Genomic DNA, 23,769 nt, shown 5'->3' on the forward strand with positions numbered 1-23,769 from the left:
CCCCGGAGGTTGGTTCGCGGCGGTGCAGCCGCTATGCTTGGCCGATCTTAACGGATGAGCAGCCATGACCCTCACCGAACTGCGCTACATCGTCACCCTCGCCCAGGAACAACACTTCGGCCGCGCCGCCGAGCGTTGCCACGTCAGCCAACCGACCCTCTCGGTCGGCGTGAAGAAGCTCGAGGACGAGCTGGGGGTGCTGATCTTCGAGCGCAGCAAGAGCGCCGTGCGCCTGACGCCAGTGGGCGAAGGCATCGTCGCCCAGGCGCAGAAGGTCCTCGAACAGGCCCAGGGCATCCGCGAGCTGGCCCAGGCCGGCAAGAACCAGCTGGCCGCGCCGCTGAAGGTCGGCGCCATCTACACCATCGGACCGTACCTGTTCCCGCACCTGATTCCCCAGCTGCACCGGGTCGCGCCGCAGATGCCGCTGTACATCGAGGAGAACTTCACCCATATCCTCCGCGACAAGCTGCGCACCGGCGAACTCGACGCGATCATCATCGCCCTGCCGTTCCAGGAAGCCGACGTCCTGACCAAGCCGCTGTTCGACGAGCCTTTCTATGTGCTGATGCCGGCCGACCACCCCTGGACCGCCAAGGCCAGCATCGATTCCGAGCTGCTCAACGACAAGAGCCTGCTCCTGCTCGGCGAAGGCCACTGCTTCCGCGACCAGGTGCTGGAAGCCTGCCCGACCGTGCGCAAGGGCGACGAGAACAAGCACACCACGGTGGAGTCCTCGTCGCTGGAGACCATCCGCCACATGGTCGCCTCCGGACTGGGCGTCTCGGTGCTGCCGTTCTCCGCGGTGGACAGCCACCACTACGCCCCGGGCGTCATCGAAGTGCGCCCGTTCAGCGCGCCGGTGCCGTTCCGTACCGTTGCCATCGCCTGGCGCGCCAGCTTCCCGCGTCCACGCGCCATCGAAGTGCTGGCCGACTCGATCCGCCTGTGCTCGGTAGCCCGCCCGCAAACCCAGGAACAACCGCAAATCGCATGACCGAGCTGTCCAGGGTCCCGGTCACCGCGCTAAAGGGCGTAGGCGCCGCGCTGGCGGAGAAGCTCGCTCGGGTAGGCCTGGAAACCCTGCAGGACATCCTGTTCCACCTGCCCCTGCGCTACCAGGACCGTACCCGCGTCACCGCCATCGGCGCCCTGCGGCCAGGGGCCGACGCGGTGGTCGAGGGCGTGGTGGCCGGCGCCGACGTGGTGATGGGGCGCCGCCGCAGCCTGCTGGTGCGCCTGCAGGACGGCAGCGGCACCCTGAGCCTGCGCTTCTACCATTTCAGCCAGGCGCAGAAGGACGGTCTCAAGCGCGGCACCCACCTGCGCTGCTACGGCGAAGTCCGGCCGGGCGCCTCGGGCCTGGAGATCTACCATCCGGAATATCGCGCGCTGAACGGCGACGAGCCGATTCCGGTGGAGCAGACCCTGACGCCGATCTACCCGACTACCGAAGGACTCACCCAGCAGCGCCTGCGCCAGTTGAGCCAACAGGCCCTGGCCATGCTCGGTCCCAGCAGCCTGCCCGACTGGCTACCGGCGGAACTGGCCCGCGATTACCAACTTGGCCCGCTCGACCAGGCGATCCGCTACCTGCACCGGCCGCCGCCGGATGCCGACATCGAGGAACTGGCCGAAGGCCGGCACTGGGCGCAGTTGCGCCTGGCCTTCGAAGAACTGCTGACCCACCAGTTATCCCTGCAGCGCCTGCGCGAAGCCGTGCGTTCGCAGGCAGCGCCGCGCTTGCCGGCGGCCAGCCGCTTGCCGAAACGCTTCCTTGCCAACCTCGGCTTCCAGCCAACCGGCGCGCAACGCCGGGTCGGCGCGGAGATCGCCTACGACCTGGCCCAGGACGAACCGATGCTGCGCCTGGTGCAAGGCGACGTCGGCGCCGGCAAGACCGTGGTCGCCGCCCTCGCCGCCCTGCAAGCCATAGAGGCCGGCTACCAGGTGGCGCTGATGGCGCCGACCGAGATCCTCGCCGAGCAGCATTTCCTCAACTTCAGCAAGTGGCTCCAGCCGCTGGACATCGAAGTCGCCTGGCTGGCCGGCAAGCTCAAGGGCAAGGCCCGCGCGGCGGCACTGGAACGCATCGGCGACGGCGCGCCGATGGTGGTCGGCACCCACGCGCTGTTCCAGGATGAAGTGAAATTCAAGCGCCTTGCACTGGCGATCATCGACGAACAGCACCGCTTCGGCGTGCAGCAGCGCCTGGCCCTGCGCCAGAAGGGCGTGGACGGCAGGCTCTGCCCGCACCAGTTGATCATGACCGCCACGCCGATCCCGCGGACCCTGGCGATGAGCGCCTATGCCGACCTCGACACCTCGATCCTCGACGAGCTGCCGCCCGGGCGTACCCCGGTGAATACCGTGCTGGTGGCCGACAGCCGCCGTATCGAGGTGATCGAGCGAGTCCGCGCGGCTTGCCGCGAAGGGCGCCAGGCCTACTGGGTGTGTACCCTGATCGAAGAGTCCGAGGAGCTTACCTGCCAGGCCGCCGAGACCACCTACGAAGAGCTTTCCTCGGCGCTGGGCGAACTGCGTGTCGGCCTGATCCACGGGCGCATGAAGCCGGCGGACAAGGCCGTGGTAATGGAGGCCTTCAAGGAAGGCATGTTGCAACTGCTGGTGGCGACCACGGTGATCGAGGTCGGCGTCGACGTGCCCAACGCCAGCCTGATGATCATCGAGAACCCCGAGCGCCTTGGCCTGGCCCAACTGCACCAGCTACGCGGCCGGGTTGGCCGGGGCAGCGCCGCCAGCCACTGCGTGCTGCTCTACCACCCACCGCTGTCGCAGATCGGCCGCGAGCGGCTGGGCATCATGCGCGAAACCAGCGACGGCTTCGTCATCGCCGAGAAGGACCTGGAATTGCGCGGCCCCGGCGAAATGCTCGGCACCCGCCAGACCGGCCTGCTGCAATTCAAGGTCGCCGACCTGATGCGCGACGCAGACCTGCTGCCGGCGGTCCGCGATGCCGCCCAATCCCTCCTGGTGCACTGGCCGCAGCATGTCAGCCCGCTGCTCGAACGGTGGTTGCGCCACGGCCAGCAATACGGTCAAGTGTGATCTATTTCGCTCTCGCTGACCGGCGTAGGTCTCAGTCTTGAAGCAGCTCTGGTTATACTGAGGGAAAATCCAGCTCGCATGGTCTCGTCATGACAGAAGCCGCCCTGGCCTCCGCCGATGCTCCTCACGCCCCCCAGGTCATCCTCCAGCTGCTCGCCAAGCTAGGCATCGCCTGCCGCGAGGTCAGCGACAGCGCGGAGCTGCCTGCCGCCCGCCGGGTCCAGGCGGTGCTGCTGGACGACGCCGTCGGCACCCTGCTGGTGCTGTTCCCGCAGAGCCAGTTGCTGGACCTCGCCCGGCTCACCGAACTGACCGGCCGCAAGCTGCTGGCGATCGAGCCCGAGCGCCTGGAACGAATGCTCGGCAAGCACGAGTTGCACCGCCTGCCGGCGTTGCCGCCCCTGACCAGTTCGCCCTGCCTGTACGACGAGCGCCTGTTGCAGGAACCGCGCCTGCTGATCGAGTCCGGCCAGCCCGGCATCCTCCTGGAGATCGCCAGCAACGACTTCCGCGGCCTGCTGGGCAAGGCCAGCGCCGCGCGCTTCGGCGAACCGCTGGAAAACATCAACCTGAACCTTGACCGCCCGGACGACGACCGCGCGGAAATCAGCCAGGCCGTGCAGGCCTTCACCGCCCGGCGCATCCAGCAGCGCCTGGAGCAGACCATCGAGATTCCACCGCTGCCGCAGACGGCGCAGAAGATCATCAAGCTGCGGGTCGACCCCAACGCCAGCGTCGACGACATCACCGGCCTGGTGGAAACCGATCCGGCGCTCGCCGCCCAGGTGGTCAGTTGGGCGGCCTCGCCCTACTACGCCGCGCCGGGCAAGATCCGCTCGGTGGAAGACGCGATCGTCCGCGTCCTCGGTTTCGACCTGGTGATCAACCTGGCCCTCGGCCTCGCCCTGGGCAAGAGCCTGAGCCTGCCCAAGGACCAGCCGCAGCAGGCCACGCCCTACTGGCAGCAGGCGATCTACACCGCCGCGGTGATCGAGGGCCTGACCCGCGCCATGCCACGCGAACTGCGCCCGGAGTCCGGCCTGAGCTACCTGGGCGGCCTGCTGCACAATTTCGGTTACCTGGTCCTGGCGCATGTCTTCCCGCCGCATTTCTCGCTGATCTGCCGGCACCTGGAGGTAAACCCGCACCTCGGCCATGCCTACATCGAACAGCACCTGCTGGGGATCACCCGCGAGCAGATCGGCGCCTGGCTGATGCGCGTCTGGGACATGCCTGACGACCTCTATTGCGCCCTGCGCTTCCAGCAGGACCCCAGCTACACCGGGCCGAACGCGGTCTACGCCAACCTGATCTGCCTGACCAACCGGTTGCTGCGCAACAGCGGCATCGGCGATGGCCCGCAGCAAGCGATTCCGGCGGCATTGTACGAGCGCCTGGGGATCACCCCGGAGAAGGCCGGGGACGCCGTGAAAAAGGTGTTGGAAGCGGAAGCGGCCCTGCGCGAACTGGCGGCCCAGTTCAATCGCTTGCCGGGGTGACCGGGTAGTCCGCCGCGAAACGCACTACCGAAAGGCTGCGGCCGCAGCCCGGATGAGATCGAAAGCCGCCCTCAGGCGGCTTTCTTCTCCGGAGCCTTCTTCTTCGGCTTGAGGTACTTCACCAGACCCTGGAACCAGATCACCAGCGCCGGATTGCCCTGTATCTGGATGTCCTTGTTCTGGATGCCCTGCATGAAGGCCAACTGCGGGTTCTTCGAAGTCATCGCGGCGAAACCGTAGGCTCCGTCCTTGAACCCCAGGGAAAATGCCGGTTGCGGATGGGTACCGCGCTTGCTGCTGACGCGCAGGTCCCTGACCAGGTAGTGGCGCGCCACCTTGCCGTCGAGGGTATGCAACTGGAACACCAGGTCCTTGCCCTCGAGCTGCTTCTGGAAAGCGGGATTGTCGCGGCTGGCCTTGGCCATCAGGCGACCAAGCATCCACAGGAGAAGACGAAATTTCATGCACGCGCCTCGATATCCGGGGAGATGAGCGGCGCATTGTAGCTGTTCGCGAGGAGGACTACAGCTGTCCTTTCGATGAGCGCGGAAGCGTCTTCGACGAAGCCCGGAGCCGCTCTGACTCCGGGCTCTCGGCGGTCAGTTGACCGCGTCGCGCAGGGCCTTGCCCGGCTTGAAGGCGACGGTGTTGCTGGCCTTGATCTTCACCGGCTGGCCGGTCTGCGGGTTCTTCCCCGTGCGGGCTCCGCGATGGCGTTGCAGGAAGGTGCCGAAACCGACCAGGGTCACGCTGTCCTTGCGGTTCAGCGCGCCGGTGATTTCATCCAACAGGGCGTTGAGAACGCGATTGGCCTGTTCCTTGGTGAGATCGGCCTTTTCGGCGATAGCGGCGGCTAGTTCTGGTTTACGCATAGTTGCCTCTTTGACGGTTTGTTGTTTTTGTGTCCGTGCTGTCTTCCCAGCAGCGCTCAAAGGCACCGCAGTCCACCGGAACCATAGGCTCTAGACTGCGGTAGACGCGATGGAGGATGGCATGCTCCCGAGGACTGCGCCAGTATCGTCCGACAATTTTGCCGCAAGTCTCGACGGCATAACGGCCGGAACCAATGGCATTCAAGCCATGAGGCCGGGTAACTCTTTGTTCAGGGCCAATTTTTCGTTCACCGCCGCTCCGGTCAGGGCATAACCGATCACTCGACCAGCGGTATCCCGGCACAGGACCTTGAGGTCCGTTCCAGAGCCTTCCACTAGCCATTGGCCATCCATTCCGCGCGGCGGCGGCGACACCACCAGCGGGCAGGCCGGGGTCTTCACCGTCACCGGCATGGGACCGTAGGCCACCTGGCTGGGGTTGCCGGCGAGGGTCTGCGCCAGCGCGCGTGCGCAAGCCATCAGCGGCATCACATAGAGCAGGTTGAGGCCGTCCACTTCGGCGCAGTCGCCCAGCGCGTAGATGTTGGCGTGGGAGGTGCGCAGCGAGCGGTCGACGACGATCCCGCGGTTGACCGCCAGCCCGGCGGCGAAGGCCAGTTCGGTGCGCGGACGCAGGCCGACGGCGGAGACCACCAGGTCGCAGGGAATCACCTCGCCATCCGAAAGATGCGCTTCCAGCCCCTCGCCGGCCTTCTTCAGGCTGGCCAGCACCGGCCCCAGGTGGAAGCGCACGCCAAGGCCTTCCAGGCCGGCCTGCACGGCCTTTGCCGCGGCCGGGTGGAGCAGGCCCGGCATGACCTGCTCGCAAGGCGCCACCACGTCGAGCTGGTAGCCGCCGCTGGAGAGGTCGTTGGCGAATTCGCAACCGATCAGCCCCGCACCGAGCAGCAGTACCCGGCGCTTGCCGACAGCCGCCTGGCGGAAGCGCGCGTAGTCTTCCAGGTCGTTGATCGGGTAGAGCGCGTCCTGGGCATCGCCCTCGACCGGCACCCGGATCGGCTCCGCGCCCCAGGCCAGGACCAGGTCGCGATAACGCACCTCTTCCTCGCCGATCCAGATCCGCTGATGGCCCGGATCGATACCGGTGACCCGGGTATGGGTCAGGATGCGCGCGTTCAGTTGCTCGGCCATGGCGCCCGGTTCGGCCATGGCCAGGCCGTCGGCGTCCTTGTTCTTCGAGAAGCCGGTGGAGAGCATCGGCTTGGAATAGGAACGGCCGTCGTCGGCGGTGATCATCAGCAGCGGCGTCTCGCCGTCCAGCTTCCGCCACTCGCGGGCCAGGTTGTAGCCCGCCAGGCCGGTTCCGATGATTACCAGGGGCGCACGCTCGCTCATTTCCGTTCCTCTGTGATTGCCGGCGCCGGGCGCCGCTTCTGTGGATTTCGCTCAGGCGATCTCGATCATCTCGAAATCGATCTTGCCGACACCGCAGTCCGGGCAGACCCAGTCCGCCGGGATGTCCTCCCAACGGGTTCCCGCCGGAATGCCTTCTTCGGGCAGGCCCAGGGCTTCGTCGTAGATGAAGCCGCAGACCACGCATTGCCACTTGCGCATAGCCACCCTCCTCGTTCGTCGAACCTAGCTCAGCGTCGGTGGCCGGCCAACGGCAAGGCTGCCGGGCGTTCCCGGCAGGACAGTCAATGACCGGACCCAAGCCCCAAGGATAACCCCTGGACGGCCGCTGGCCAGGCATGAAAAAAGGCGGCCAGGGCCGCCTTCTTCGCCGGCGAGCGGGGCTCAGCCGATTTCGATCATCTCGAAGTCCAGCTTGCCGACGCCGCAGTCGGGGCACAGCCAGTCTTCAGGCACGTCTTCCCAGCGCGTTCCCGCCTCGATGCCTTCTTCCGGCCAGCCTTTGGCCTCGTCATAGATCAGTCCACACACCACGCATTGCCACTTCTTCATTGTTTACCTCGGGCGGGTTACCACGGTTCAGCGCCGGCAACCTATAACAAATCCACCCTGTCCGCCAACCTGCCCGAAAGGCAAGGTGGTGCCGAACGGGCCAACCAAAGATGGGTGGTGCCCACCGGTCGCCTCACAGCCCCTCGGCTCCGATCCGCGCCACCTGGGCGTCCTCTTCGGCGCGTACGCCGGAAACCCCGACCGCGCCGACCACCTGTCCGTCCACCAGGATCGGCACGCCGCCCTCCAGGGTGGCCTGCAGCAGCGGCACCGAGAGGAAGGCACTGCGTCCGCCGTTGATCATGTCCTCGTAGCGCTTCGTTTCCCGGCGCCCGAGGGCGGCGCTGCGGGCCTTTTCCGTCGCGATGTAGGCACCGATCGGCGCGCAGCCGTCGAGGCGCTCCAGCGCCAGCGGGTGGCCGCCGTCGTCGACCACCGCGATGCTCACCGCCCAGCCTTGGCGCTGTGCCTCCTCGCGGGCCGCGCCAAGGACGCGGGCGACCTCCTCGCGGCCGAGTACCGGCTTGCTGTGCATGGTTTCACTCTCCTCCGGGCAAGGCCTGGTCGAGCAGCTCGATCCAGTGGCGTACCGGGGTCCGTCCGGCCCCGTCGAGATGGGCCTGGCAACCGACGTTGGCCGTGGCGATGACATCCGGCGCGCCGCTTTCCAGGGCGTCCAGGCGGTTGTCGCGCAGACGCCGGGACAGCGCCGGCTGGGTCAGCGAGTAGGTGCCGGCGGAGCCGCAGCAGAGATGACCGTCGGCCACCTCGGTGAGATGGAAGCCCAGTCGCCGCAGCACCGCCTCCACGGCCCCGCCCAGTCGTTGCACGTGCTGCAGTGTGCATGGGCAGTGGAATGCCAGGCGCTGGTCGCAGCGCAGGCCGAGGGATTCCAGCGGCTCGTCGCGAAGCACTTCCACCAGGTCGCGGGCAGCGGCGGCGACCTCGCGCGCCTTGTCCGCGTACCGTGGGTCGTCGCGCAGCAGGTAGGCGTAGTCCTTGACGAAGGCGCCGCAGCCGCTGGCGGTCTGCACGATGGCCTCGGCACCCTCGCGCAACAACGGCCACCAGGCGTCGATATTGCGCCGCGCGCGCTGGCGGCCGCGCTCCTGCGCATCCAGGTGGAAATCCAGCGCGCCGCAGCAGCCGGCCGCGGCCGCCGGCGTCACGCTGATTCCCAGGCGGTCCAGAACCCGCGCGGCGGCGGCGTTGGTATTCGGCGACAGCGCCGGCTGCACGCAACCTTCGAGCAGCAGCACGCGCCGCGCATGCCGGGGCTGCGGCCGCCTGCCCGGCGCCGCGACCCGACGTGGCAGCTTGCCCTGCATCGCCTCAGGCAGCAGAGGCCTCAGCCACCCGGCAGCGCCGGCCAGCACGCCGAACAACCCCGGGCGCGGGGCCAGCAGGCGCAGCCCGTCGCGCAGCAGGCGTTGCCGGAAGCCGCGCGGCAGGCGTTCGGCGAGGAGGTCGCGGCCGATATCCAGCAGCTTGTGGTACTCGACTCCGGACGGGCAGGTGGTTTCGCAGTTGCGGCAGCTCAGGCAGCGATCGAGGTGCAGGCGGGTGCGCTCGCTGGCCTCGTCGCGCTCGAGGAACTGCTTGATCAGGTAGATCCGTCCGCGCGGGCCGTCGAGTTCGTCGCCCAGCTCCTGGTAGGTCGGGCAGGTGGCGTTGCAGAAACCGCAGTGCACGCAGCTGCGCAGGATGCGCTCGGCTTCGGCGGCCTCGGCGCGTTGCCGGGCGGAATCGCAGAGGTTGGTTTGCATCGCGCCTCCTCAGAGTTCGGCGTACATCCGCCCGGGATTGAAGATGCCCTGCGGGTCGAGCTGGCGTTTGAGTGCCCGGTGCAGGCCGAGCAGTCCAGGCGGTAGCGGCTGGAACGGCGCATCGAGATGGCCGGCGCGGTAGCAGGTGGCGTGGCCGCCATGGGCGGCGGTCCACGCGCGGATGTCCGCGGCCGGCGCGTCGCTCTTCAGCCAGCGCAGCGCCCCGCCCCAGTCCAGCAACTGACGACCGGGCAACGGCGTCTCCGGCGCCAGCGCCGGCAGCGACAGGCGCCAGAGCGGTCGCGGGTCGTCGAAGAACGGCAGGCGCTGCTCGCGCAGGTCGGCCCAGAAGCCGTCCTCGAGCGCTTCGCCACCGAGGCGGTCGCGCGCCGAGCGTACCGAGCCCTCGCCGCCCTCCAGGCGCAGGCGCAGGGCTTCGCCGTCGTGGCAGGCCGCACTGATCGGCAATGGCTGGCCTCCCCACTCGGCCAGCTTGCGCAACGCCGTCGCCACCGGCAGGTCCAGGCTCAGGCCGGCCTGGCAGCGCGGCATGGGCAGCACCTTGAAGGACACTTCGGTGACCACCCCGAGGCAACCGAAGCTGCCCGCCAGCAACCGCGACAGGTCGTAGCCGGCGACGTTCTTCATCACCTCGCCGCCGAAGCGCAGGTGGGTGCCCAGGCCACTGATCAGCCGCGTGCCGAGGACGAAATCGCGTACCGCTCCCGCCCAGGGCCGGCGCGGTCCGGACAGGCCGCTGGCGAGCACCCCGCCGACCGTCGCCCGGCCGCCGAAACCCGGCGCCTCGCAGGCAAGCATCTGCCCGCCGCGCGCCAGCACGGCCTGTAGCTCGTCCAGCGGCGTACCGGCACGGGCGGTGATCACCAGTTCGCAGGGATCGTAGGCGACGATCCCGCGGTGTTCGGCGAGCGCCAGCGGTTCGCCCGCGACCGGCCTGCCGAGGAACGCCTTGCTATCGCCGCCGACGATGCGCAGCGGGGCGCGCCGCGCCAGGGCGTCGCGGACCCGCTCGAGCAGCGCGCCGGCATGGTCGGCGCCAGCGTCCGGATCGAAATACGGCTGGCTCATCAGAAACGCTCCAGTTCGGGGAACGGCAGTCGACCGTGGTGGACGTGCATGGCGCCGAACTCGGCGCAGCGATGCAGGGTGGGCACGTTCTTGCCGGGATTGAGCAGCCCGGCCGGGTCGAACGCCGCCTTCACGGCGTGGAACAGGGTCAGCTCGTCGGCATTGAACTGAGCGCACATCTGGTTGATCTTCTCGCGGCCGACGCCATGTTCGCCGGTGATGCTGCCGCCTACCGCCACGCACAACTCGAGGATCCTGCCGCCCAGCGCTTCGGCGCGCTCCAGCTCGCCCGGCAGGTTGGCGTCGAAGAGGATCAGCGGGTGCATGTTGCCGTCGCCGGCGTGGAATACGTTGGCCACCCGCAGGCCATATTCGCGCGAAAGCTCGGCGATGCCATGCAGCACCCGCGGCAGCTCGCGGCGCGGGATGCTGCCGTCCATGCAGTAGTAATCGGGGGAAATCCGCCCGACCGCCGGAAACGCATTCTTGCGCCCGGCCCAGAAGCGCTGGCGCTCGGCCTCGTCTTGGGCCTGTCGCACCGAGGTGGCGCCGGCCGCCTCGAACAGCTCGCGGACCCGCTCGCAATCCTCGTGCACGTCGGCTTCCACGCCATCCAGTTCGCAGAGCAGGATCGCCGCCGCGTCGACCGGATAGCCGGCGTGGATGAAATCCTCGGCGGCGCGGATCGACAGGTTGTCCATCATTTCCAGCCCGGCCGGGACGATGCCGGCGCCGATCAGGTCGGCCACCGCCCGCCCGGCGCTTTCCACATCGTCGAAGCTGGCCAGCAGGACCTTCGCCACCGGCGGGCGCGGCAACAGCCTGACGGTGACCTCCACCACCACGCCGAGCAGCCCTTCGGAGCCGGTGAACAGCGCCAGCAGGTCGAAGCCGGCGCTGTCCAGGGCGCTGGACCCCAGGCTCAGGCGCTCGCCTTCCAGGGTCACGATGTCCACCTGCAACAGGTTGTGCACGGTCAGGCCGTACTTCAGGCAATGCACGCCGCCGGCGTTCTCCGCGACGTTGCCGCCGATGGAGCAGGCGATCTGCGAGGACGGGTCCGGTGCGTAGTACAGACCATGAGGGGCAGCGGCCTGGGAGATCGCCAGGTTGCGCACGCCAGGCTGGACCCGGGCGAAACGACCCAGCGGATCGATCTCGAGGATCCGCCGGAAACGCGCCATCACCAGCAGCACGCCGTTCTCCAGCGGCAGCGCGCCGCCGGACAGGCCGGTGCCGGCACCGCGCGCCACGACCGGCACCTTCAGCCGATGGCAGAGCGCGAGCAGGCCCTGAACCTGTTCGATGCGTTCCGGCAATGCCACCAGCAACGGCGTGCAGCGATACGCCGAGAGTCCGTCGCACTCGTAGGGACGCAGGTCTTCCGCGGCGTGCAGTAGTTCGAGGTCGGGCAGGCGGAGGCGCAACTCGGCCAGCAGGCCATCCTTGTCCACCTGCGGCAGCGGACCGTCCAGACGCTCGTCGTAGAGGATGTTCATGGCGGCTGTCCTTGTTGTGGTTATCGGCGGGATCAGCAAGCGTCCACAGCCTGTACCGCGCGGACGGCCGGGGTCCAGCAGGCGTCGAACTGGTCCTACCAGTATCGCCAGGCCCCATGAACATGAGGCGCATGCTAGAAAGCCCGTGAGCTTCTATAGTGAATAACGACAGCCAACTGGTCCTACCAGTGCAACGGGAGCTTCCATGCAGAAACAGCGGGTGGCCGACCAGGTCGCCGAGCGTATCGAGCGGCTGATCGTCGACGGCGTGCTCAAGGTCGGCCAGGCACTGCCGTCCGAGCGGCGCCTGGTGGCCAAGCTCGGCTGCTCGCGCTCGGCCCTGCGCGAGGGCCTGCGGGCGCTGCGCGGGCGCGGCATCATCGATACCGAGCATGGCCGTGGGTCGTTCGTCGCCGATCTCGACCGCAACGCCGACGCCAGCCCGCTGATGCACCTGTTCGGCTCCCAGCCGCGCACCCTCTACGACCTGCTCGAAGTCCGCGCCCTGCTGGAGGGCGAGGCGGCCCGCCTGGCAGCGCTACGCGGCACCGAGGCAGACTTCGTCCTGCTCGCCCGACGCTACGAAGAGATGCTCGCCAGCCACGAGGAAGCCCAGCCGATCGATCCCCGCGAGCACGCCCGCCGCGACCACGCGTTCCACCGGGCGATCAGCGAGGCATCGCACAATCCGGTGCTGGTGCATACCCTGCAATCGCTCAACGAACTGCTGCTGAGCACGGTGTTCGCCTCGGTGAACAACCTCTATCACCGGCCGCCGCAGAAACGCCAGATCGACCGCCAGCACGCGCGCCTCTACGCGGCCCTCCGCGAGCGCCAGCCGGACCAGGCGCAACGGGCGGCGCGTGAACATATCCACAGCATCCGCGACAACCTGCGGGAGATCGAGCAGGAAGAACAGCGCCTGGTCCGCGCCACCCTGCGCCTGAACGGCTGGGGGTGACGCGCCACCGCGTCGCAGACCGGCCGCCGACCGAACGTGCTACCCTCGCCGCCTTCTGCCGCCGTCTCGTAGTCCCGTCATGCCCAGCAATGCGCTCTGGCTTCGCGCCGACCAACTGTCCAGCGTCTCCCCCACCGTCCTCGACTGGCTGTTCGACGAAGGGTCGCTGACCCGGCGCCTGACCGCCCTCGCCGACGGCGCGTTCCGCGTCGAACCCCTGCTGGAAGGCTGGCAGACCCTGCGCGACGACGAATGCCAGGGGCTCGACGTCCCTCCCGGCAGTAGCGGCTGGGTCCGCGAGGTCTACCTGCATGGCCACGACCGTCCCTGGGTGTTCGCCCGCAGCGTGGCGGCGCGCAGCGCCCTGGAAGGCTCGGGCTTCGACCTGGCGCTGCTCGGCACCCGCTCGCTGGGCGAGTTGCTGTTCAGCGACAGCGCCTTCGAGCGCGGGCCCATCGAAGTCTGCCGCTATCCGGCGGCCGGTCTGCCCGCCGAGGTCCGCGCCGAGGGTCTCTGGGGCCGTCGCTCACGGTTTTCCCGCGGCGCGCTCGGGGTGCTGGTGGCGGAGGTGTTCCTACCGCGCCTGTGGGACCAGGCGGGAATCGCCGACGTATAATCCCCCGGTCGACTCCGGAGGTCCCCATGTTCGTCACCCTGATCAAGCCGCTGGCCCGCCTGCACCCCCGCGCCTGGGACTTCGTCCAACTGGTGCGGCTGGACCGGCCGATTGGCATCTACCTGCTGCTCTGGCCGACCCTCTGGTCGCTGTGGATCGCCGCGGACGGCGTGCCGGAGCTGAAGAACCTGCTGATCTTCGTCCTCGGCGTCATCCTGATGCGCGCCGCCGGCTGCGTGATCAACGATTTCGCCGACCGCAATTTCGACGGCCATGTCGCACGCACCAAGGCGCGCCCGCTGGCCACCGGCAAGATCAGCGTGCGCGAGGCCTGGATCACCTTCGCCGTCCTGGTCGCGCTGAGCTTCGGCCTGGTCCTGCTGACCAACGCAACGACCGTCTGGCTATCGTTCGGCGCGGTAGCCGTGGCCTCGCTCTACCCCTTCATGAAGCGCTACACCTACTATCCGCAGGTGGTGCTGGGCGCCGCCTATTCCTGGGGCATCCTGATGGCCTTCACCGCCGAGCGCGGTGAACTGCCGGCCAGCGCCTGGCTGCTGTTCCTGGCCAACGTGCTGTGGACGGTCGCCTACGACTCCTACTACGCGATGACCGACCGCGAGGACGACCTGAAGATCGGCATCAAGTCCACCGCAATCCTCTTCGGCGATGCCGACCGCCTGATCATCGGCAGCCTGCAGGGCCTGACCCTGCTCCTGCTGGCGCTGGCCGGCAACCGCTTCGAACTGGGCCTGTGCTTCTACCTCGGCCTGGCGGTGGCGGCGGCCTGCTTCGTCTGGGAAGCCTGGTCGACCCGCGACCGCGACCCGCAGGCCTGCTTCCGCGCCTTCCTGCACAACCACTGGGCTGGCCTGGCGATCTTCCTCGGCACGGTCGCCGACTACGCGCTGCGTTGAGCGGCGCGCAGGCCGGCGACCGTCTAGTCCATGTCCGGCTGGGCGACGTGCCAGGCGCCCATCTTGCCGTCACCGTTCTTGTCGCCAGGCTTCTTGTCCTGGATGAAGGTATAAAGGGGCTTGCCGTAGTAGGCCCACTGCTGGGTGCCGTCCTCGCGAGCGACCAGGCTCCAGTCGCCGCTGGCCTGCGCTCCCTGGGCCGCTGCCAGCGGCGGCCAGTTCTTCGCGCACTGCCCGGAACAGGCGGATTGCCCTTCGCTGTCCTTGTCGTAGGTATAGAGCGTCATGCCCTTGCCATCGACCAGCACGCCGTCCTTTTCGGTGGCCGGCGCCACCGTTTCCTGGGCCAGCGCGGCGAACGCCGGCAGGGCCAGCGCCAGACCCAGCGCCAGGTGGATTCTGTTCATCGCGTCTCTCTCCTGTGTCTTCAGGTGGAGCGTTCGCCGCCCGCAGGGACGGCACCGGAACCTGTTGAGCATAGCCCCGCCGCGGGCAGTCGGCGGAAACTACGCCGTTGTGTCACATACCTGACACAATTTCGTTATCTAATGCGGCGCAAGACAGATCGACCCGAGGCAAGACCATGGTTGGCAAGACAATCCTCATCGTTGATGACGAAGCACCGATTCGCGAGATGATCGCCGTGGCCCTGGAGATGGCCGGCTACGAGTGCCTGGAGGCGGAAAATACCCAGCAGGCGCACGCGGTGATCGTCGACCGCAAGCCGGACCTGATCCTGCTCGACTGGATGCTCCCCGGCACTTCCGGCATCGAACTGGCGCGACGCCTGAAGCGTGACGAACTGACCGTCGACATCCCGATCATCATGCTCACCGCCAAGGGCGAGGAGGACAACAAGATCCAGGGCCTGGAGGTCGGTGCCGACGACTACATCACCAAGCCGTTCTCGCCCCGCGAGCTGGTCGCCCGCCTGAAGGCCGTGCTGCGCCGCACCGGGCCTGGCGACAGCGAGGCGCCGATCGAGGTCGGCGGCCTGCTGCTGGACCCGATCAGCCACCGCGTGACCATCGACGGCAAGCCGGCCGAGATGGGCCCCACCGAGTACCGCCTGCTGCAGTTCTTCATGACTCACCAGGAACGCGCCTATACCCGCGGCCAACTGCTCGACCAGGTCTGGGGCGGCAACGTCTATGTCGAGGAGCGCACCGTCGACGTGCATATCCGCCGCCTGCGCAAGGCGCTCGGCGAGGTCTACGAAAATCTGGTTCAGACTGTCCGCGGGACCGGCTATCGTTTCTCCACCAAGAGCTGACCCCGCGCCCGGCCGCCCGGCGGCCGGAGTCGTTTCCCCTGGACGGTCCGTGACGGACCGCCACTGGACAGGATGCAATCCGTCGTGAACCAAGACTGGCGTGGAGCGCTGATCCGCCACCTGCTTCTCGTGCTGGCCGCCAGCCTCGTGCTCGGCGTGGTCAGCGGCCATTACGGCTGGGCCCTGGCCCTCGGCCTGGCTCTCTACCTCGGCTGGACCCTCTGGCAGCTACTGCGCCTGCACCAGTGGCTGCGCAACCACCAGCCAGACGAGCCACCGCCGGACAGCTACGGCCTCTGGGGCGAAGTCTTCGACAATATCTACCACCTGCAACGCCGCAACCAGCGCGCCCGTGGCCGCCTGCAGGCGGTGATCGACCGGATCCAGGAGTCCACCGCGGCGCTGCGTGACGCGGTGATCATGCTCGACAGCGACGGCAACCTGGAATGGTGGAACCTCGCCGCGGAAAACCTGCTCGGCCTGAAGACCCCGCAGGACGGTGGCCAGCCGGTGAGCAACCTGATCCGCCATCCGCGCTTCAAGGAATACTTCGACCAGGAGGATTACCGCGAGCCGCTGGAAATCCCCTCGCCGATCAACGAGCGCCTGCGCCTGCAGTTCCACATCACCCTCTACGGCAACCGCGAGCACCTGATGCTGGTCCGCGACGTCACCCGCGTCCACCAGCTGGAGCAGATGCGCAAGGACTTCGTGGCCAACGTCTCCCACGAGCTGCGCACGCCGCTGACGGTGATCGCCGGCTACCTGGAGACCCTCCTCGACAACGTCGAGGATGTGAACCCGCGCTGGCTGCGCGCCCTGCAACAGATGCAGCAGCAGGCCGGACGCATGCAGAACCTGCTCAACGACCTGCTCCTGCTGGCCAAGCTGGAGGCCACCGAATACCCCGGCGACAACAAGCCGGTGGCGGTGGACGCTCTCCTCGCCAGCATCCGCAACGACGCCCAGGCCCTGTCCGCCGGGCGCAACCACCGCATCAGCCTGGACGCCACACCCGCGGTGCAGCTCAAGGGCAGCGAGGCGGAACTGCGCAGCGCCTTCTCCAACCTGGTATTCAACGCGGTGAAGTACACCCCCGACGAGGGCGAGATCCGCATCCGCTGGTGGGCCGACGAACAGGGCGCGCACCTGTCGGTGCAGGACACCGGTATCGGCGTCGATCCCAAGCACCTGCCGCGCCTGACCGAGCGCTTCTACCGGGTGGACTCCAGCCGCGCCTCCAACACCGGCGGCACCGGCCTCGGCCTGGCCATCGTCAAGCACGTGCTGATCCGCCACCGCGCGCGCCTGGAAATCAGCAGCGTGCCCGGCAAGGGCAGCACCTTCACCTGCCATTTCGCCCCGGCACAGGTCGCCGAGGCCGAGCGCAAGGCGTCGAAGTGAGCCTCGTCGCGGTGCCGCGCCGCCGGCGTCGGCACGGCCAAGGCTTGCAAGCGACGACACAGCCCCTCATTCTTAAGGGCCTTTTGGCTACCGCACACCCCCATGGACCCTTCTCCTAGTACCAGCATCGCCACCTATTTCGCCGATGCCGGCCTGATCCTCTTTGCGCTTTTCCTCGTCCTGCTCAACGGCTTCTTCGTCGCCGCCGAGTTCGCCATGGTCAAGCTCCGCGCCACCCGCGTGGAAACCATCGCCAAGCAGCACGGCTGGCGCGGCGCCATCCTGCGCAAGGTACACAACCAGCTGGACGCCTACCTGTCCGCCTGCCAGCTGGGCATCACCCTGGCCTCCCTGGGCCTGGGCTGGGTCGGTGAGCCGGCCTTCGCCGAACTCCTGGAACCGCTGCTGGCGATGATCGGCGTGCACTCCGACGAACTGATCCGCGGTATCTCCTTCTTCACCGCGTTCTTCATCATTTCCTACCTGCACATCGTGGTCGGCGAGCTGGCGCCCAAGTCCTGGGCGATCCGCAAGCCGGAACTGCTGTCGCTGTGGACGGCGGTGCCGCTGTACCTCTTCTACTGGCTGATGTACCCGGCGATCTGGCTGCTCAACGCCAGCGCCAACGCCATCCTCAAGATCGCCGGCCAGGGCGAGCCCGGCCCGCACCACGAGCATCACTACAGCCGCGACGAACTGAAGCTGATTCTCCACTCCAGCCGCGCCCAGGACCCCAGCGACCAGGGCATGCGCGTGCTGGCCTCGGCGGTGGAGCTGGGCGAGCTGGAGGTGGTCGACTGGGCCAACTCCCGCGAAGACCTGGTCTACCTCGAGCACGACGCGCCGCTGGCGGACATCCTCGCGGTGATCCGTCGCCACAAGTACAGCCGCTACCCGGTCTGGGACAGCCACAAGGGCGAGTTCATCGGCCTGCTGCACATCAAGGACCTGCTGCTGGCACTGTCCGCCCTGGACAGCCTGCCGGAGACCTTCGACCTCGACGAACTGGTGCGCCCGCTGGAGATCGTCACCAAGCACACCCCGCTGTCGCGCCTGCTGGAGCAGTTCCGCAAGGGCGGCGCGCACTTCGCCGTGGTGGAAGAGGCCGATCACAAGGTGGTCGGCTTCCTGACCATGGAGGACGTGCTGGAAGTGCTGGTCGGCGACATCCAGGACGAACACCGCAAGACCGAGCGCGGCATCCTCGCCTACCAGCCGGGCAAGCTGCTGGTGCGCGGCGACACACCGCTGTTCAAGCTCGAGCGCCTGCTCGGAATCGACCTCGATCATGTCGAGGCGGACACTCTCGCCGGGCTGGTCTACGACACCCTGAAGCGGGTGCCGGAGGAAGAGGAAGTCCTCGACACCGAGGGCCTGCGGATCATCGTGAAGAAGATGCGCGGTCCGAAGATCGTCCTGGCCAAGGTGGTCAAGCTCGACTGAGACGAGCCGGCGCCGCCACGGCGCCGGCGACTTTTCAAGGCTCGCGGACGATGGCGAAGTTCGGCAGGCTGTCGACCGGCTGGGCGAAGTCGTAGGGAATCGACTCCAGCGCCAGGCCGACGTTGCGCTGGATCACGAAGTGCAGGTGCGGCCCGCTGCTGTTGCCGGTGTTGCCGGAGCGCGCCAGCGGCGTGCCGACCTGGACCCGCTGGCCCTCGGCGACCAGCACCGAATGGCGCATCAGGTGCAGGTAGACGCCCATGGTGCCGTCGTCGTGCAGGATGCGGACGAAGTTGCCCGAGGGATTGTTGCCGCGCCCACTCTGGTTGTTCTCGATCTTCACCACGGTGCCGCCGCGGGCGGCGATGATCGGCGTGCCCTCGGGCATGGCGATGTCCATCGCGTAGCGGCCCTTGGGGGTGAAGTGGCTGTACTTGCCATTGGCGCCCTGGGACAGGCGGAACGGCCCGCCGCGCCAGGGCAGCGGATAGCGATAGAGCAGCGGCTGCTGGCGCGGGTCGCCGAGCGCATAGCGCAGCTTCGGCGTGTAGCTCATCGGCTTGCCGGCCTTGCGCGGCGCCAGGGTCGCCAGGCGCACCTGGCTGCGCGCCGGGACCACCCAGCGAATCGGCCCGTCGGGCACCCCGACGGCATTGCGCGGGTTGCGGATCCGCAACTCGACCTCGACCGGCGCGTAGAGGTCGTTGCGCACCTGCAGGGTCTCGCCACCCGCGTGCTTCTTCGTCTCCAGCTTCACTTCCCGTTCCAGGTGCTCGACCATCCGGTCGCGGAAGACGAACACCTGCGCCCCGGCCACGGCGCGGTCGGAGTAGGTCACCACGCCATTGGCGTCGGTGTACTTGTAGATGGTCAGGGCCGCAGCCGGAGCTGCCGCGGCGAACAGGCCACAGAGAAGGAGAAGGCGCCCTAGCATGACTGCACGGATCGTGTCGTTCTGGTTATCCCGAATCGGCAAGACTAGCAGCGCTTTATTGCCAGGGCGAGACGACAGCGAGCGGGCTGTGAACGGATCGTCGGGAAAAAACCCGCTCAGGCGCCGGGAACGTAGTGCTTCTGGGTACTTCCGCGGGCGATCAGGCGCGACAGGTAGTCGAGCTTCTGCGGGTCGCGGTCGACGAAACGCAGGGTCAGCAGCAGCCAATCGCTATCCGGCTTCGGCTCCAGCGCGGCGATGGCGTGCAGGTAGCCGTTCAGGCGCGCCACGTCGCTGTTTTCCTCGAGGTCCAGCACCGCGCTTTCCAGCACCTGCGGCAGCGGGTCGGCGCGCTTCACCACCAGTTGCGCTTCCTTCAGGCTGACCGCCTTGATCACGCAGGGCATGCTGCTCTGCGGCAGGCGCAATTGCGCCTGGCCCAGCGGGTTGCCGCTGCCGGCGGGACGCGCGCTGGCCTGGGGAGCCGAAGCCGGCTTCGGCGCGGGGGCCGGTTTTGCCGGACTGGCGGCGGGCTTGATCACCTCGGCGCGACCGCCGGTCAGAGCGGCCAGCGAATCGTTGGCCATGCCGCTGGCGATCTCCCGGCGCGGCGCGTGGGCCGCCAGGGCTTCCAGCTTGCCGCTGCGGCTCAGGGCCTTCTTGATCTTGGCCACCAGCTGGTCATTGGAGAATGGCTTGCCGATGTAGTCCGACACCCCGGCCTGGATCGCCTGGACCACGTTCTCCTTGTCGCCGCGACTGGTGACCATGATGAACGGGGTAGTCTTGAGGTTTTCCTGGGCACGGCACCAGGTCAGCAGTTCGAGGCCGGACATCTCCGGCATCTCCCAGTCGCAGAGGATCAGGTCGACGTTCTGCCGACTGAGCAGTTGCTGGGCCTTGCGGCCGTTCACGGCCTCCTCGATATGAAGGCCGGGGAAGTTGTCGCGCAACCCTTTCTTCATCAGATCTCGGATGAAGGGGGCGTCATCCACCACTAGCGCGCTGACTTTGCTCATCGACTTCTCCTGGACAGGTTCGCCTAGGATAGCCTCCCCTGCTGGCAGGATGCCAAGCCTTGCTGCAGTCGCGCGAAGAAACAAGGCTCCAGGTCAAGGGAGCCTTGCCTGCGGAAGATCACTCGCCGCGGTTGTTCTCGACCTCTTCCTTCATGCGGGTCAGGCCGATGTGACGAACGTCGGTGCCGCGAACCAGGTAGATCACCAGCTCGGCGATGTTGCGCGCATGGTCGCCGATGCGCTCCAGCGAGCGCAGGGCCCAGATGATGTTGAGCACGCGGGATATCGCCCGCGGGTCTTCCATCATGTAGGTGACCAGCTCGCGGAGGGCGGTCTTGTATTCGCGATCGACGGTCTTGTCGTACTGTGCCACGGACAGCGCCAGGTCGGCATCGAAGCGGGCAAAGGCGTCCAGTGCCTCCTGCACCATCCTCTGCACTTGGCTGCCGATGTGCCGAACCTCGACGTAGCCGCGCGGTGACTCGCCTTCCTCGCACAGCTGGATGGCGCGGCGGGCGACCTTGGAGGCCTCGTCGCCGATCCGCTCGAGGTCGATCACCGACTTCGAGATGCTGATGATCAGGCGCAGGTCGGAGGCCGCCGGCTGACGCCGGGCGAGGATACGCACGCACTCCTCGTCGATGTTGCGCTCCATCTGGTTGATCTGGTCGTCGATCTCGCGGACCTGCTGGGCGAGGCCGGAGTCGGCGTCGATCAGCGCATTGACCGCGTCGTTGACCTGCTTTTCCACCAGCCCGCCCATGGCCAGGAGGTGGCTGCGCACATCCTCCAGCTCGGCGTTGAACTGCTGGGAGATGTGATGGGTGAGACTGTCTTTGTTGATCATGTGGGGAATCCTTCTGGAGCCGCTGCGACCGGTGACATCAACGAGCTACGGAGAGCGCCGGAGGCAGCGGTATCGCCGCGCCTCCGGGCGCGCCGCTAGCCGTAGCGGCCGGTGATGTAGTCTTCGGTCTGCTTCTTCGCCGGGTTGGTGAACAGCGTATCGGTGTCGCCGAACTCGATCAGCTTGCCCATGTACATGAACGCCGTATAGTCGGAAACCCGCGCGGCCTGCTGCATGTTGTGGGTAACGATGACGATGGTGAACTTCGACTTCAACTCGTAGATCAGCTCTTCGATCTTCAGCGTGGAGATCGGGTCCAGCGCCGAGCACGGCTCGTCGAGCAGCAGCACTTCCGGTTCCACCGCGATGGTCCGGGCGATCACCAGGCGTTGCTGCTGGCCACCGGACAGGCCGAGGGCGGACTCGTGCAGGCGATCCTTCACCTCCTCCCACAGCGCAGCCCCCTTCAGCGCCCACTCGACGGCCTCGTCAAGTACGCGCTTCTTGTTGATGCCCTGGATACGCAGGCCGTAGACCACGTTCTCGTAGATGCTCTTGGGGAACGGGTTGGGCTTCTGGAACACCATGCCGACGCGACGGCGCAGCTCGGCGACGTCGACGCCCTTGGCGAAGATGTTGTGACCATCGAGGCGGATCTCGCCTTCGACGCGGCAGCCATCCACCAGATCGTTCATCCGGTTGAAGCAGCGCAGCAGGGTCGACTTGCCGCAGCCGGACGGGCCGATGAAGGCGGTCACGCGCTGCTTCGGAATGTTCATCCGGACGTCGAACAGGGCCTGCTTGGCGCCGTAGAACAGGTTCAGCCCGGGCACTTCCAGTTCGACACTTTCGGAAGCCAGGTCGAGGCTCTGGCGGTCGCGGCCGAGCGCATCGAAGTTGATGCCGTGGCTGGCGGTCTCGTTTTGCATGGGAAGCTCCCTCAATCAGTTTTCCAGGGCCTTGTACTTCTCGCGCAGGCGATTGCGGATCGCGATGGCGGAGAAGTTCAGCAGGGCGATCACCACGACCAGCAGCAACGCCGTAGCGTATACCAGCGGCCGTGCGGCCTCGACGTTGGGGCTCTGGAAACCGACGTCGTAGATATGGAAACCGAGGTGCATGATCTTCTGGTCGAGATGCACGTACGGATAGTTACCGTCGACCGGCAGCGACGGTGCCAGTTTCACCACGCCGACCAGCATCAGCGGCGCCACTTCGCCGGCGGCACGAGCCACGGCGAGGATCAGGCCGGTCATCATCGCCGGGCTGGCCATCGGCAGGACGATCTTCCACAGCGTTTCCGCCTTGGTCGCGCCGAGCGCCAGGGAGCCTTCGCGGACCGCGCGCGGAATCCGCGCCAGGCCTTCCTCGGTGGCGACGATCACCACCGGCACGGCGAGGATCGCCAGGGTCAGCGAGGCCCAGAACAGTCCGGGGGTACCGAAGGTCGGCGCCGGCAGGGCCTCGGGGAAGAACAGCCGGTCGATGGAACCGCCCAGCACGTAGACGAAGAAACCCAGGCCGAACACGCCGTAGACGATCGCCGGTACGCCGGCGAGGTTGTTCACGGCGATGCGGATCACCCGGGTCAGCGGCCCCTGCTTGGCGTACTCGCGCAGGTAGACCGCAGCGATCACGCCGAACGGGGTGACGATCAGCGCCATCACCAGGGTCATCATCACGGTGCCGAAGATCGCCGGGAAGATACCGCCCTCGGTATTGGCCTCGCGCGGATCGTCGCTGAGGAACTCCCAGAGCTTCTTGAAGTACACCGTCATCTTGGTGCCCAGGCCCATGGCGTTGGGCTGGTAGGCATGCACCAGCTTGCCAAGGGTGATTTCGCTCTCGCGGCCGCTGGCGTCGCGCATTACCACGCTGTCGCGGTTGAACTCCTGGTGCAGGCCGTTGAGCTGCTCTTCCAGGACCTTGTAGCGCGCCTGCAACTCGCTGCGCTCGGCGGCCAGGTCGGCCTGGGCGGCGGCGTCCAGCTTGCCGTCCAACTGCAACTTGCGCTCTTTCAGGCGCAGGCGCTCGAGACCGTGGTTGATCCCGCCGATGTCGCCCTTCTCCAGCTTGTAGAGCTTGGCGTAGAGGTCATCCACCCGCTGCATGCGCTTCTGCAGTTCGCCTACCGCGGCGTCGCCTTCGGCGACCACCTGGCCGTTCTCCTTGACGCTCAGCAGGTAGCCGTAGAAGTTGCCCCACTCGCGGCGTTCGAGAACCATCAGCGCTTCGGGACGCTTGATGTCCTGCAGCCACTCGCCGACGACCCAGGAGAAATCGCTGCCGTAAAGCTCGCGGTTGCCCAGCTTGAGCAGCTCGCGGGTCATGAATTCGGGGCCGGCCTCCGGGACCGGCATGCCGGCGCTGCGCAGGCGCGCGCGCGGCACTTCCTCGGCCTGGACCACCTCGCCGATCACGGTCTTGGCGGCTTCGCCAGGGATCTGGTAAGTCGCCTCGATGACGTTCGCCGGCCAGAAGTGGCCGAGGCCGCGTACCGCGATCACCGCCAGCAGGCCGATGGTCATGATCACCGCGATCGACACCGCGCCGGCGTTCATCCACACCCAGGGCGAGCCGCTGCCGAACCAGGCTTTGACGGTTTCCTGTTTCTGTTTCACAGAGCTATACCTCC

General features: G+C 67.4%; 24 protein-coding genes. 9 read left to right on the forward strand and 15 right to left on the reverse strand.

Features of this window, described 5'->3' with window-relative positions; all coding sequences use genetic code 11:
- Positions 1-64 precede the first annotated feature (64 nt).
- From oxyR to VQ067_RS29360, 3 genes are all read left to right on the forward strand, one after another.
- Positions 65-997, forward strand: coding sequence for an oxidative stress transcriptional regulator OxyR (oxyR, locus tag VQ067_RS29350; RefSeq protein ID WP_003096622.1), 933 nt, complete (start codon positions 65-67; stop codon positions 995-997).
- Positions 994-3,069, forward strand: coding sequence for an ATP-dependent DNA helicase RecG (gene recG, locus VQ067_RS29355; RefSeq protein WP_033991777.1), 2,076 nt, complete (start codon positions 994-996; stop codon positions 3,067-3,069). The genes oxyR and recG overlap by 4 nt, the downstream gene beginning before the upstream one ends.
- A gap of 89 nt (positions 3,070-3,158) precedes the next feature.
- A complete protein-coding gene (locus VQ067_RS29360; protein ID WP_003136268.1) occupies positions 3,159-4,568 on the forward strand; it encodes an aminoacyl-tRNA deacylase and HDOD domain-containing protein in 1,410 nt (469 codons plus the stop codon).
- Positions 4,569-4,639: 71 nt separating this feature from the next.
- On the opposite strand, the gene VQ067_RS29365 is transcribed toward VQ067_RS29360, so the two are convergent.
- From VQ067_RS29365 to glcD, 9 genes are all read right to left on the reverse strand, one after another.
- Entirely contained in the window at positions 4,640-5,032 is a 393-nt protein-coding gene (locus VQ067_RS29365; RefSeq protein ID WP_003096629.1) for a hypothetical protein, read from the reverse strand.
- Positions 5,033-5,167: 135 nt separating this feature from the next.
- A complete protein-coding gene (locus VQ067_RS29370) occupies positions 5,168-5,440 on the reverse strand; it encodes an HU family DNA-binding protein (RefSeq protein ID WP_003096630.1) in 273 nt (90 codons plus the stop codon).
- Between the two features lie 201 nt (positions 5,441-5,641).
- Positions 5,642-6,796 carry a rubredoxin-NAD(+) reductase AlkT gene (alkT, locus tag VQ067_RS29375; protein WP_033990132.1) on the reverse strand — a complete coding sequence of 385 codons (1,155 nt, stop codon included), beginning with the start codon at positions 6,794-6,796 and terminating at the stop codon, positions 5,642-5,644.
- A 51-nt stretch (positions 6,797-6,847) separates the two neighbouring features.
- On the reverse strand, positions 6,848-7,015 hold the full coding sequence (locus VQ067_RS29380; RefSeq protein WP_003098329.1) for a rubredoxin: 168 nt from the start codon (positions 7,013-7,015) through the stop codon (positions 6,848-6,850).
- 183 nt (positions 7,016-7,198) lie between these two features.
- Positions 7,199-7,366 (reverse strand): rubredoxin, encoded by a 168-nt coding sequence (locus VQ067_RS29385; protein ID WP_003098330.1) that lies wholly within the window; start codon positions 7,364-7,366, stop codon positions 7,199-7,201.
- 133 nt (positions 7,367-7,499) lie between these two features.
- Positions 7,500-7,901 carry a heme-binding protein gene (locus tag VQ067_RS29390; protein WP_003096637.1) on the reverse strand — a complete coding sequence of 134 codons (402 nt, stop codon included), beginning with the start codon at positions 7,899-7,901 and terminating at the stop codon, positions 7,500-7,502.
- Between the two features lie 4 nt (positions 7,902-7,905).
- Positions 7,906-9,132 carry a glycolate oxidase subunit GlcF gene (gene glcF, locus VQ067_RS29395; protein ID WP_033991778.1) on the reverse strand — a complete coding sequence of 409 codons (1,227 nt, stop codon included), beginning with the start codon at positions 9,130-9,132 and terminating at the stop codon, positions 7,906-7,908.
- A 9-nt stretch (positions 9,133-9,141) separates the two neighbouring features.
- A complete protein-coding gene (gene glcE, locus VQ067_RS29400; RefSeq protein ID WP_003117170.1) occupies positions 9,142-10,221 on the reverse strand; it encodes a glycolate oxidase subunit GlcE in 1,080 nt (359 codons plus the stop codon).
- On the reverse strand, positions 10,221-11,720 hold the full coding sequence (gene glcD / locus VQ067_RS29405; RefSeq protein WP_003136273.1) for a glycolate oxidase subunit GlcD: 1,500 nt from the start codon (positions 11,718-11,720) through the stop codon (positions 10,221-10,223). Before glcD ends, glcE begins: the two co-directional genes overlap by 1 nt.
- A gap of 205 nt (positions 11,721-11,925) precedes the next feature.
- On the opposite strand from glcD, the gene glcC reads away from it, so the two are divergent.
- The 3 genes from glcC to ubiA all read left to right on the forward strand — a co-directional run bounded on the left by glcC (position 11,926) and on the right by ubiA (position 14,214).
- Positions 11,926-12,681, forward strand: coding sequence for a transcriptional regulator GlcC (gene glcC, locus VQ067_RS29410; RefSeq protein WP_004352288.1), 756 nt, complete (start codon positions 11,926-11,928; stop codon positions 12,679-12,681).
- Positions 12,682-12,760: 79 nt separating this feature from the next.
- The gene (locus tag VQ067_RS29415; RefSeq protein WP_015503856.1) at positions 12,761-13,297 is read left to right on the forward strand and encodes a chorismate lyase; all 537 of its coding nucleotides are present in this window, start codon (positions 12,761-12,763) and stop codon (positions 13,295-13,297) included.
- A 26-nt stretch (positions 13,298-13,323) separates the two neighbouring features.
- Complete coding sequence (ubiA, locus tag VQ067_RS29420) at positions 13,324-14,214, forward strand: 4-hydroxybenzoate octaprenyltransferase (protein WP_003096650.1); 891 nt, start codon at positions 13,324-13,326, stop codon at positions 14,212-14,214.
- 23 nt (positions 14,215-14,237) lie between these two features.
- Here the strand turns inward: ubiA and VQ067_RS29425 are convergent, their stop codons facing one another.
- The gene (locus VQ067_RS29425; protein ID WP_003096652.1) at positions 14,238-14,621 is read right to left on the reverse strand and encodes a COG4315 family predicted lipoprotein; all 384 of its coding nucleotides are present in this window, start codon (positions 14,619-14,621) and stop codon (positions 14,238-14,240) included.
- A gap of 176 nt (positions 14,622-14,797) precedes the next feature.
- On the opposite strand from VQ067_RS29425, the gene phoB reads away from it, so the two are divergent.
- From phoB to VQ067_RS29440, 3 genes are all read left to right on the forward strand, one after another.
- Positions 14,798-15,487: a phosphate regulon transcriptional regulator PhoB gene (gene phoB / locus VQ067_RS29430; protein WP_003096653.1), complete on the forward strand. Its 690-nt coding sequence runs from the start codon at positions 14,798-14,800 to the stop codon at positions 15,485-15,487.
- Between the two features lie 72 nt (positions 15,488-15,559).
- Entirely contained in the window at positions 15,560-16,891 is a 1,332-nt protein-coding gene (phoR, locus tag VQ067_RS29435; RefSeq protein WP_003136283.1) for a phosphate regulon sensor histidine kinase PhoR, read from the forward strand.
- Between the two features lie 102 nt (positions 16,892-16,993).
- Positions 16,994-18,334 carry a hemolysin family protein gene (locus VQ067_RS29440; protein ID WP_003096655.1) on the forward strand — a complete coding sequence of 447 codons (1,341 nt, stop codon included), beginning with the start codon at positions 16,994-16,996 and terminating at the stop codon, positions 18,332-18,334.
- A gap of 34 nt (positions 18,335-18,368) precedes the next feature.
- On the opposite strand, the gene VQ067_RS29445 is transcribed toward VQ067_RS29440, so the two are convergent.
- The 5 genes from VQ067_RS29445 to pstA all read right to left on the reverse strand — a co-directional run bounded on the left by VQ067_RS29445 (position 18,369) and on the right by pstA (position 23,755).
- Positions 18,369-19,268, reverse strand: coding sequence for a peptidoglycan DD-metalloendopeptidase family protein (locus VQ067_RS29445; RefSeq protein WP_003096656.1), 900 nt, complete (start codon positions 19,266-19,268; stop codon positions 18,369-18,371).
- 116 nt (positions 19,269-19,384) lie between these two features.
- Positions 19,385-20,287 (reverse strand): response regulator, encoded by a 903-nt coding sequence (locus VQ067_RS29450; RefSeq protein WP_003096657.1) that lies wholly within the window; start codon positions 20,285-20,287, stop codon positions 19,385-19,387.
- 118 nt (positions 20,288-20,405) lie between these two features.
- Positions 20,406-21,134 carry a phosphate signaling complex protein PhoU gene (gene phoU / locus VQ067_RS29455; RefSeq protein WP_003142030.1) on the reverse strand — a complete coding sequence of 243 codons (729 nt, stop codon included), beginning with the start codon at positions 21,132-21,134 and terminating at the stop codon, positions 20,406-20,408.
- Between the two features lie 95 nt (positions 21,135-21,229).
- Positions 21,230-22,063 carry a phosphate ABC transporter ATP-binding protein PstB gene (gene pstB, locus VQ067_RS29460; protein ID WP_003096663.1) on the reverse strand — a complete coding sequence of 278 codons (834 nt, stop codon included), beginning with the start codon at positions 22,061-22,063 and terminating at the stop codon, positions 21,230-21,232.
- Positions 22,064-22,078: 15 nt separating this feature from the next.
- Positions 22,079-23,755 (reverse strand): phosphate ABC transporter permease PstA, encoded by a 1,677-nt coding sequence (gene pstA / locus VQ067_RS29465; RefSeq protein WP_003096667.1) that lies wholly within the window; start codon positions 23,753-23,755, stop codon positions 22,079-22,081.
- Positions 23,756-23,769 lie beyond the last annotated feature (14 nt).

The sequence above is a fragment of the Pseudomonas sp. KBN12P06040 genome, assembly GCF_037574965.1.
In the GTDB taxonomy this organism is placed as follows: domain Bacteria; phylum Pseudomonadota; class Gammaproteobacteria; order Pseudomonadales; family Pseudomonadaceae; genus Pseudomonas; species Pseudomonas aeruginosa.

Bases quoted from the DNA above. Each gene is read 5' to 3' on its own strand.
- oxyR (WP_003096622.1), top strand. From the start codon at position 65: ATGACCCTCACCGAACTGCGCTACATCGTCACCCTCGCCCAGGAACAA.
- recG (WP_033991777.1), top strand. From the start codon at position 994: ATGACCGAGCTGTCCAGGGTCCCGGTCACCGCGCTAAAGGGCGTAGGC.
- VQ067_RS29360 (WP_003136268.1), top strand. From the start codon at position 3,159: ATGACAGAAGCCGCCCTGGCCTCCGCCGATGCTCCTCACGCCCCCCAG.
- VQ067_RS29365 (WP_003096629.1), bottom strand. From the start codon at position 5,032: ATGAAATTTCGTCTTCTCCTGTGGATGCTTGGTCGCCTGATGGCCAAG.
- VQ067_RS29370 (WP_003096630.1), bottom strand. From the start codon at position 5,440: ATGCGTAAACCAGAACTAGCCGCCGCTATCGCCGAAAAGGCCGATCTC.
- alkT (WP_033990132.1), bottom strand. From the start codon at position 6,796: ATGAGCGAGCGTGCGCCCCTGGTAATCATCGGAACCGGCCTGGCGGGC.
- VQ067_RS29380 (WP_003098329.1), bottom strand. From the start codon at position 7,015: ATGCGCAAGTGGCAATGCGTGGTCTGCGGCTTCATCTACGACGAAGCC.
- VQ067_RS29385 (WP_003098330.1), bottom strand. From the start codon at position 7,366: ATGAAGAAGTGGCAATGCGTGGTGTGTGGACTGATCTATGACGAGGCC.
- VQ067_RS29390 (WP_003096637.1), bottom strand. From the start codon at position 7,901: ATGCACAGCAAGCCGGTACTCGGCCGCGAGGAGGTCGCCCGCGTCCTT.
- glcF (WP_033991778.1), bottom strand. From the start codon at position 9,132: ATGCAAACCAACCTCTGCGATTCCGCCCGGCAACGCGCCGAGGCCGCC.
- glcE (WP_003117170.1), bottom strand. From the start codon at position 10,221: ATGAGCCAGCCGTATTTCGATCCGGACGCTGGCGCCGACCATGCCGGC.
- glcD (WP_003136273.1), bottom strand. From the start codon at position 11,720: ATGAACATCCTCTACGACGAGCGTCTGGACGGTCCGCTGCCGCAGGTG.
- glcC (WP_004352288.1), top strand. From the start codon at position 11,926: ATGCAGAAACAGCGGGTGGCCGACCAGGTCGCCGAGCGTATCGAGCGG.
- VQ067_RS29415 (WP_015503856.1), top strand. From the start codon at position 12,761: ATGCCCAGCAATGCGCTCTGGCTTCGCGCCGACCAACTGTCCAGCGTC.
- ubiA (WP_003096650.1), top strand. From the start codon at position 13,324: ATGTTCGTCACCCTGATCAAGCCGCTGGCCCGCCTGCACCCCCGCGCC.
- VQ067_RS29425 (WP_003096652.1), bottom strand. From the start codon at position 14,621: ATGAACAGAATCCACCTGGCGCTGGGTCTGGCGCTGGCCCTGCCGGCG.
- phoB (WP_003096653.1), top strand. From the start codon at position 14,798: ATGGTTGGCAAGACAATCCTCATCGTTGATGACGAAGCACCGATTCGC.
- phoR (WP_003136283.1), top strand. From the start codon at position 15,560: ATGCAATCCGTCGTGAACCAAGACTGGCGTGGAGCGCTGATCCGCCAC.
- VQ067_RS29440 (WP_003096655.1), top strand. From the start codon at position 16,994: ATGGACCCTTCTCCTAGTACCAGCATCGCCACCTATTTCGCCGATGCC.
- VQ067_RS29445 (WP_003096656.1), bottom strand. From the start codon at position 19,268: ATGCTAGGGCGCCTTCTCCTTCTCTGTGGCCTGTTCGCCGCGGCAGCT.
- VQ067_RS29450 (WP_003096657.1), bottom strand. From the start codon at position 20,287: ATGAGCAAAGTCAGCGCGCTAGTGGTGGATGACGCCCCCTTCATCCGA.
- phoU (WP_003142030.1), bottom strand. From the start codon at position 21,134: ATGATCAACAAAGACAGTCTCACCCATCACATCTCCCAGCAGTTCAAC.
- pstB (WP_003096663.1), bottom strand. From the start codon at position 22,063: ATGCAAAACGAGACCGCCAGCCACGGCATCAACTTCGATGCGCTCGGC.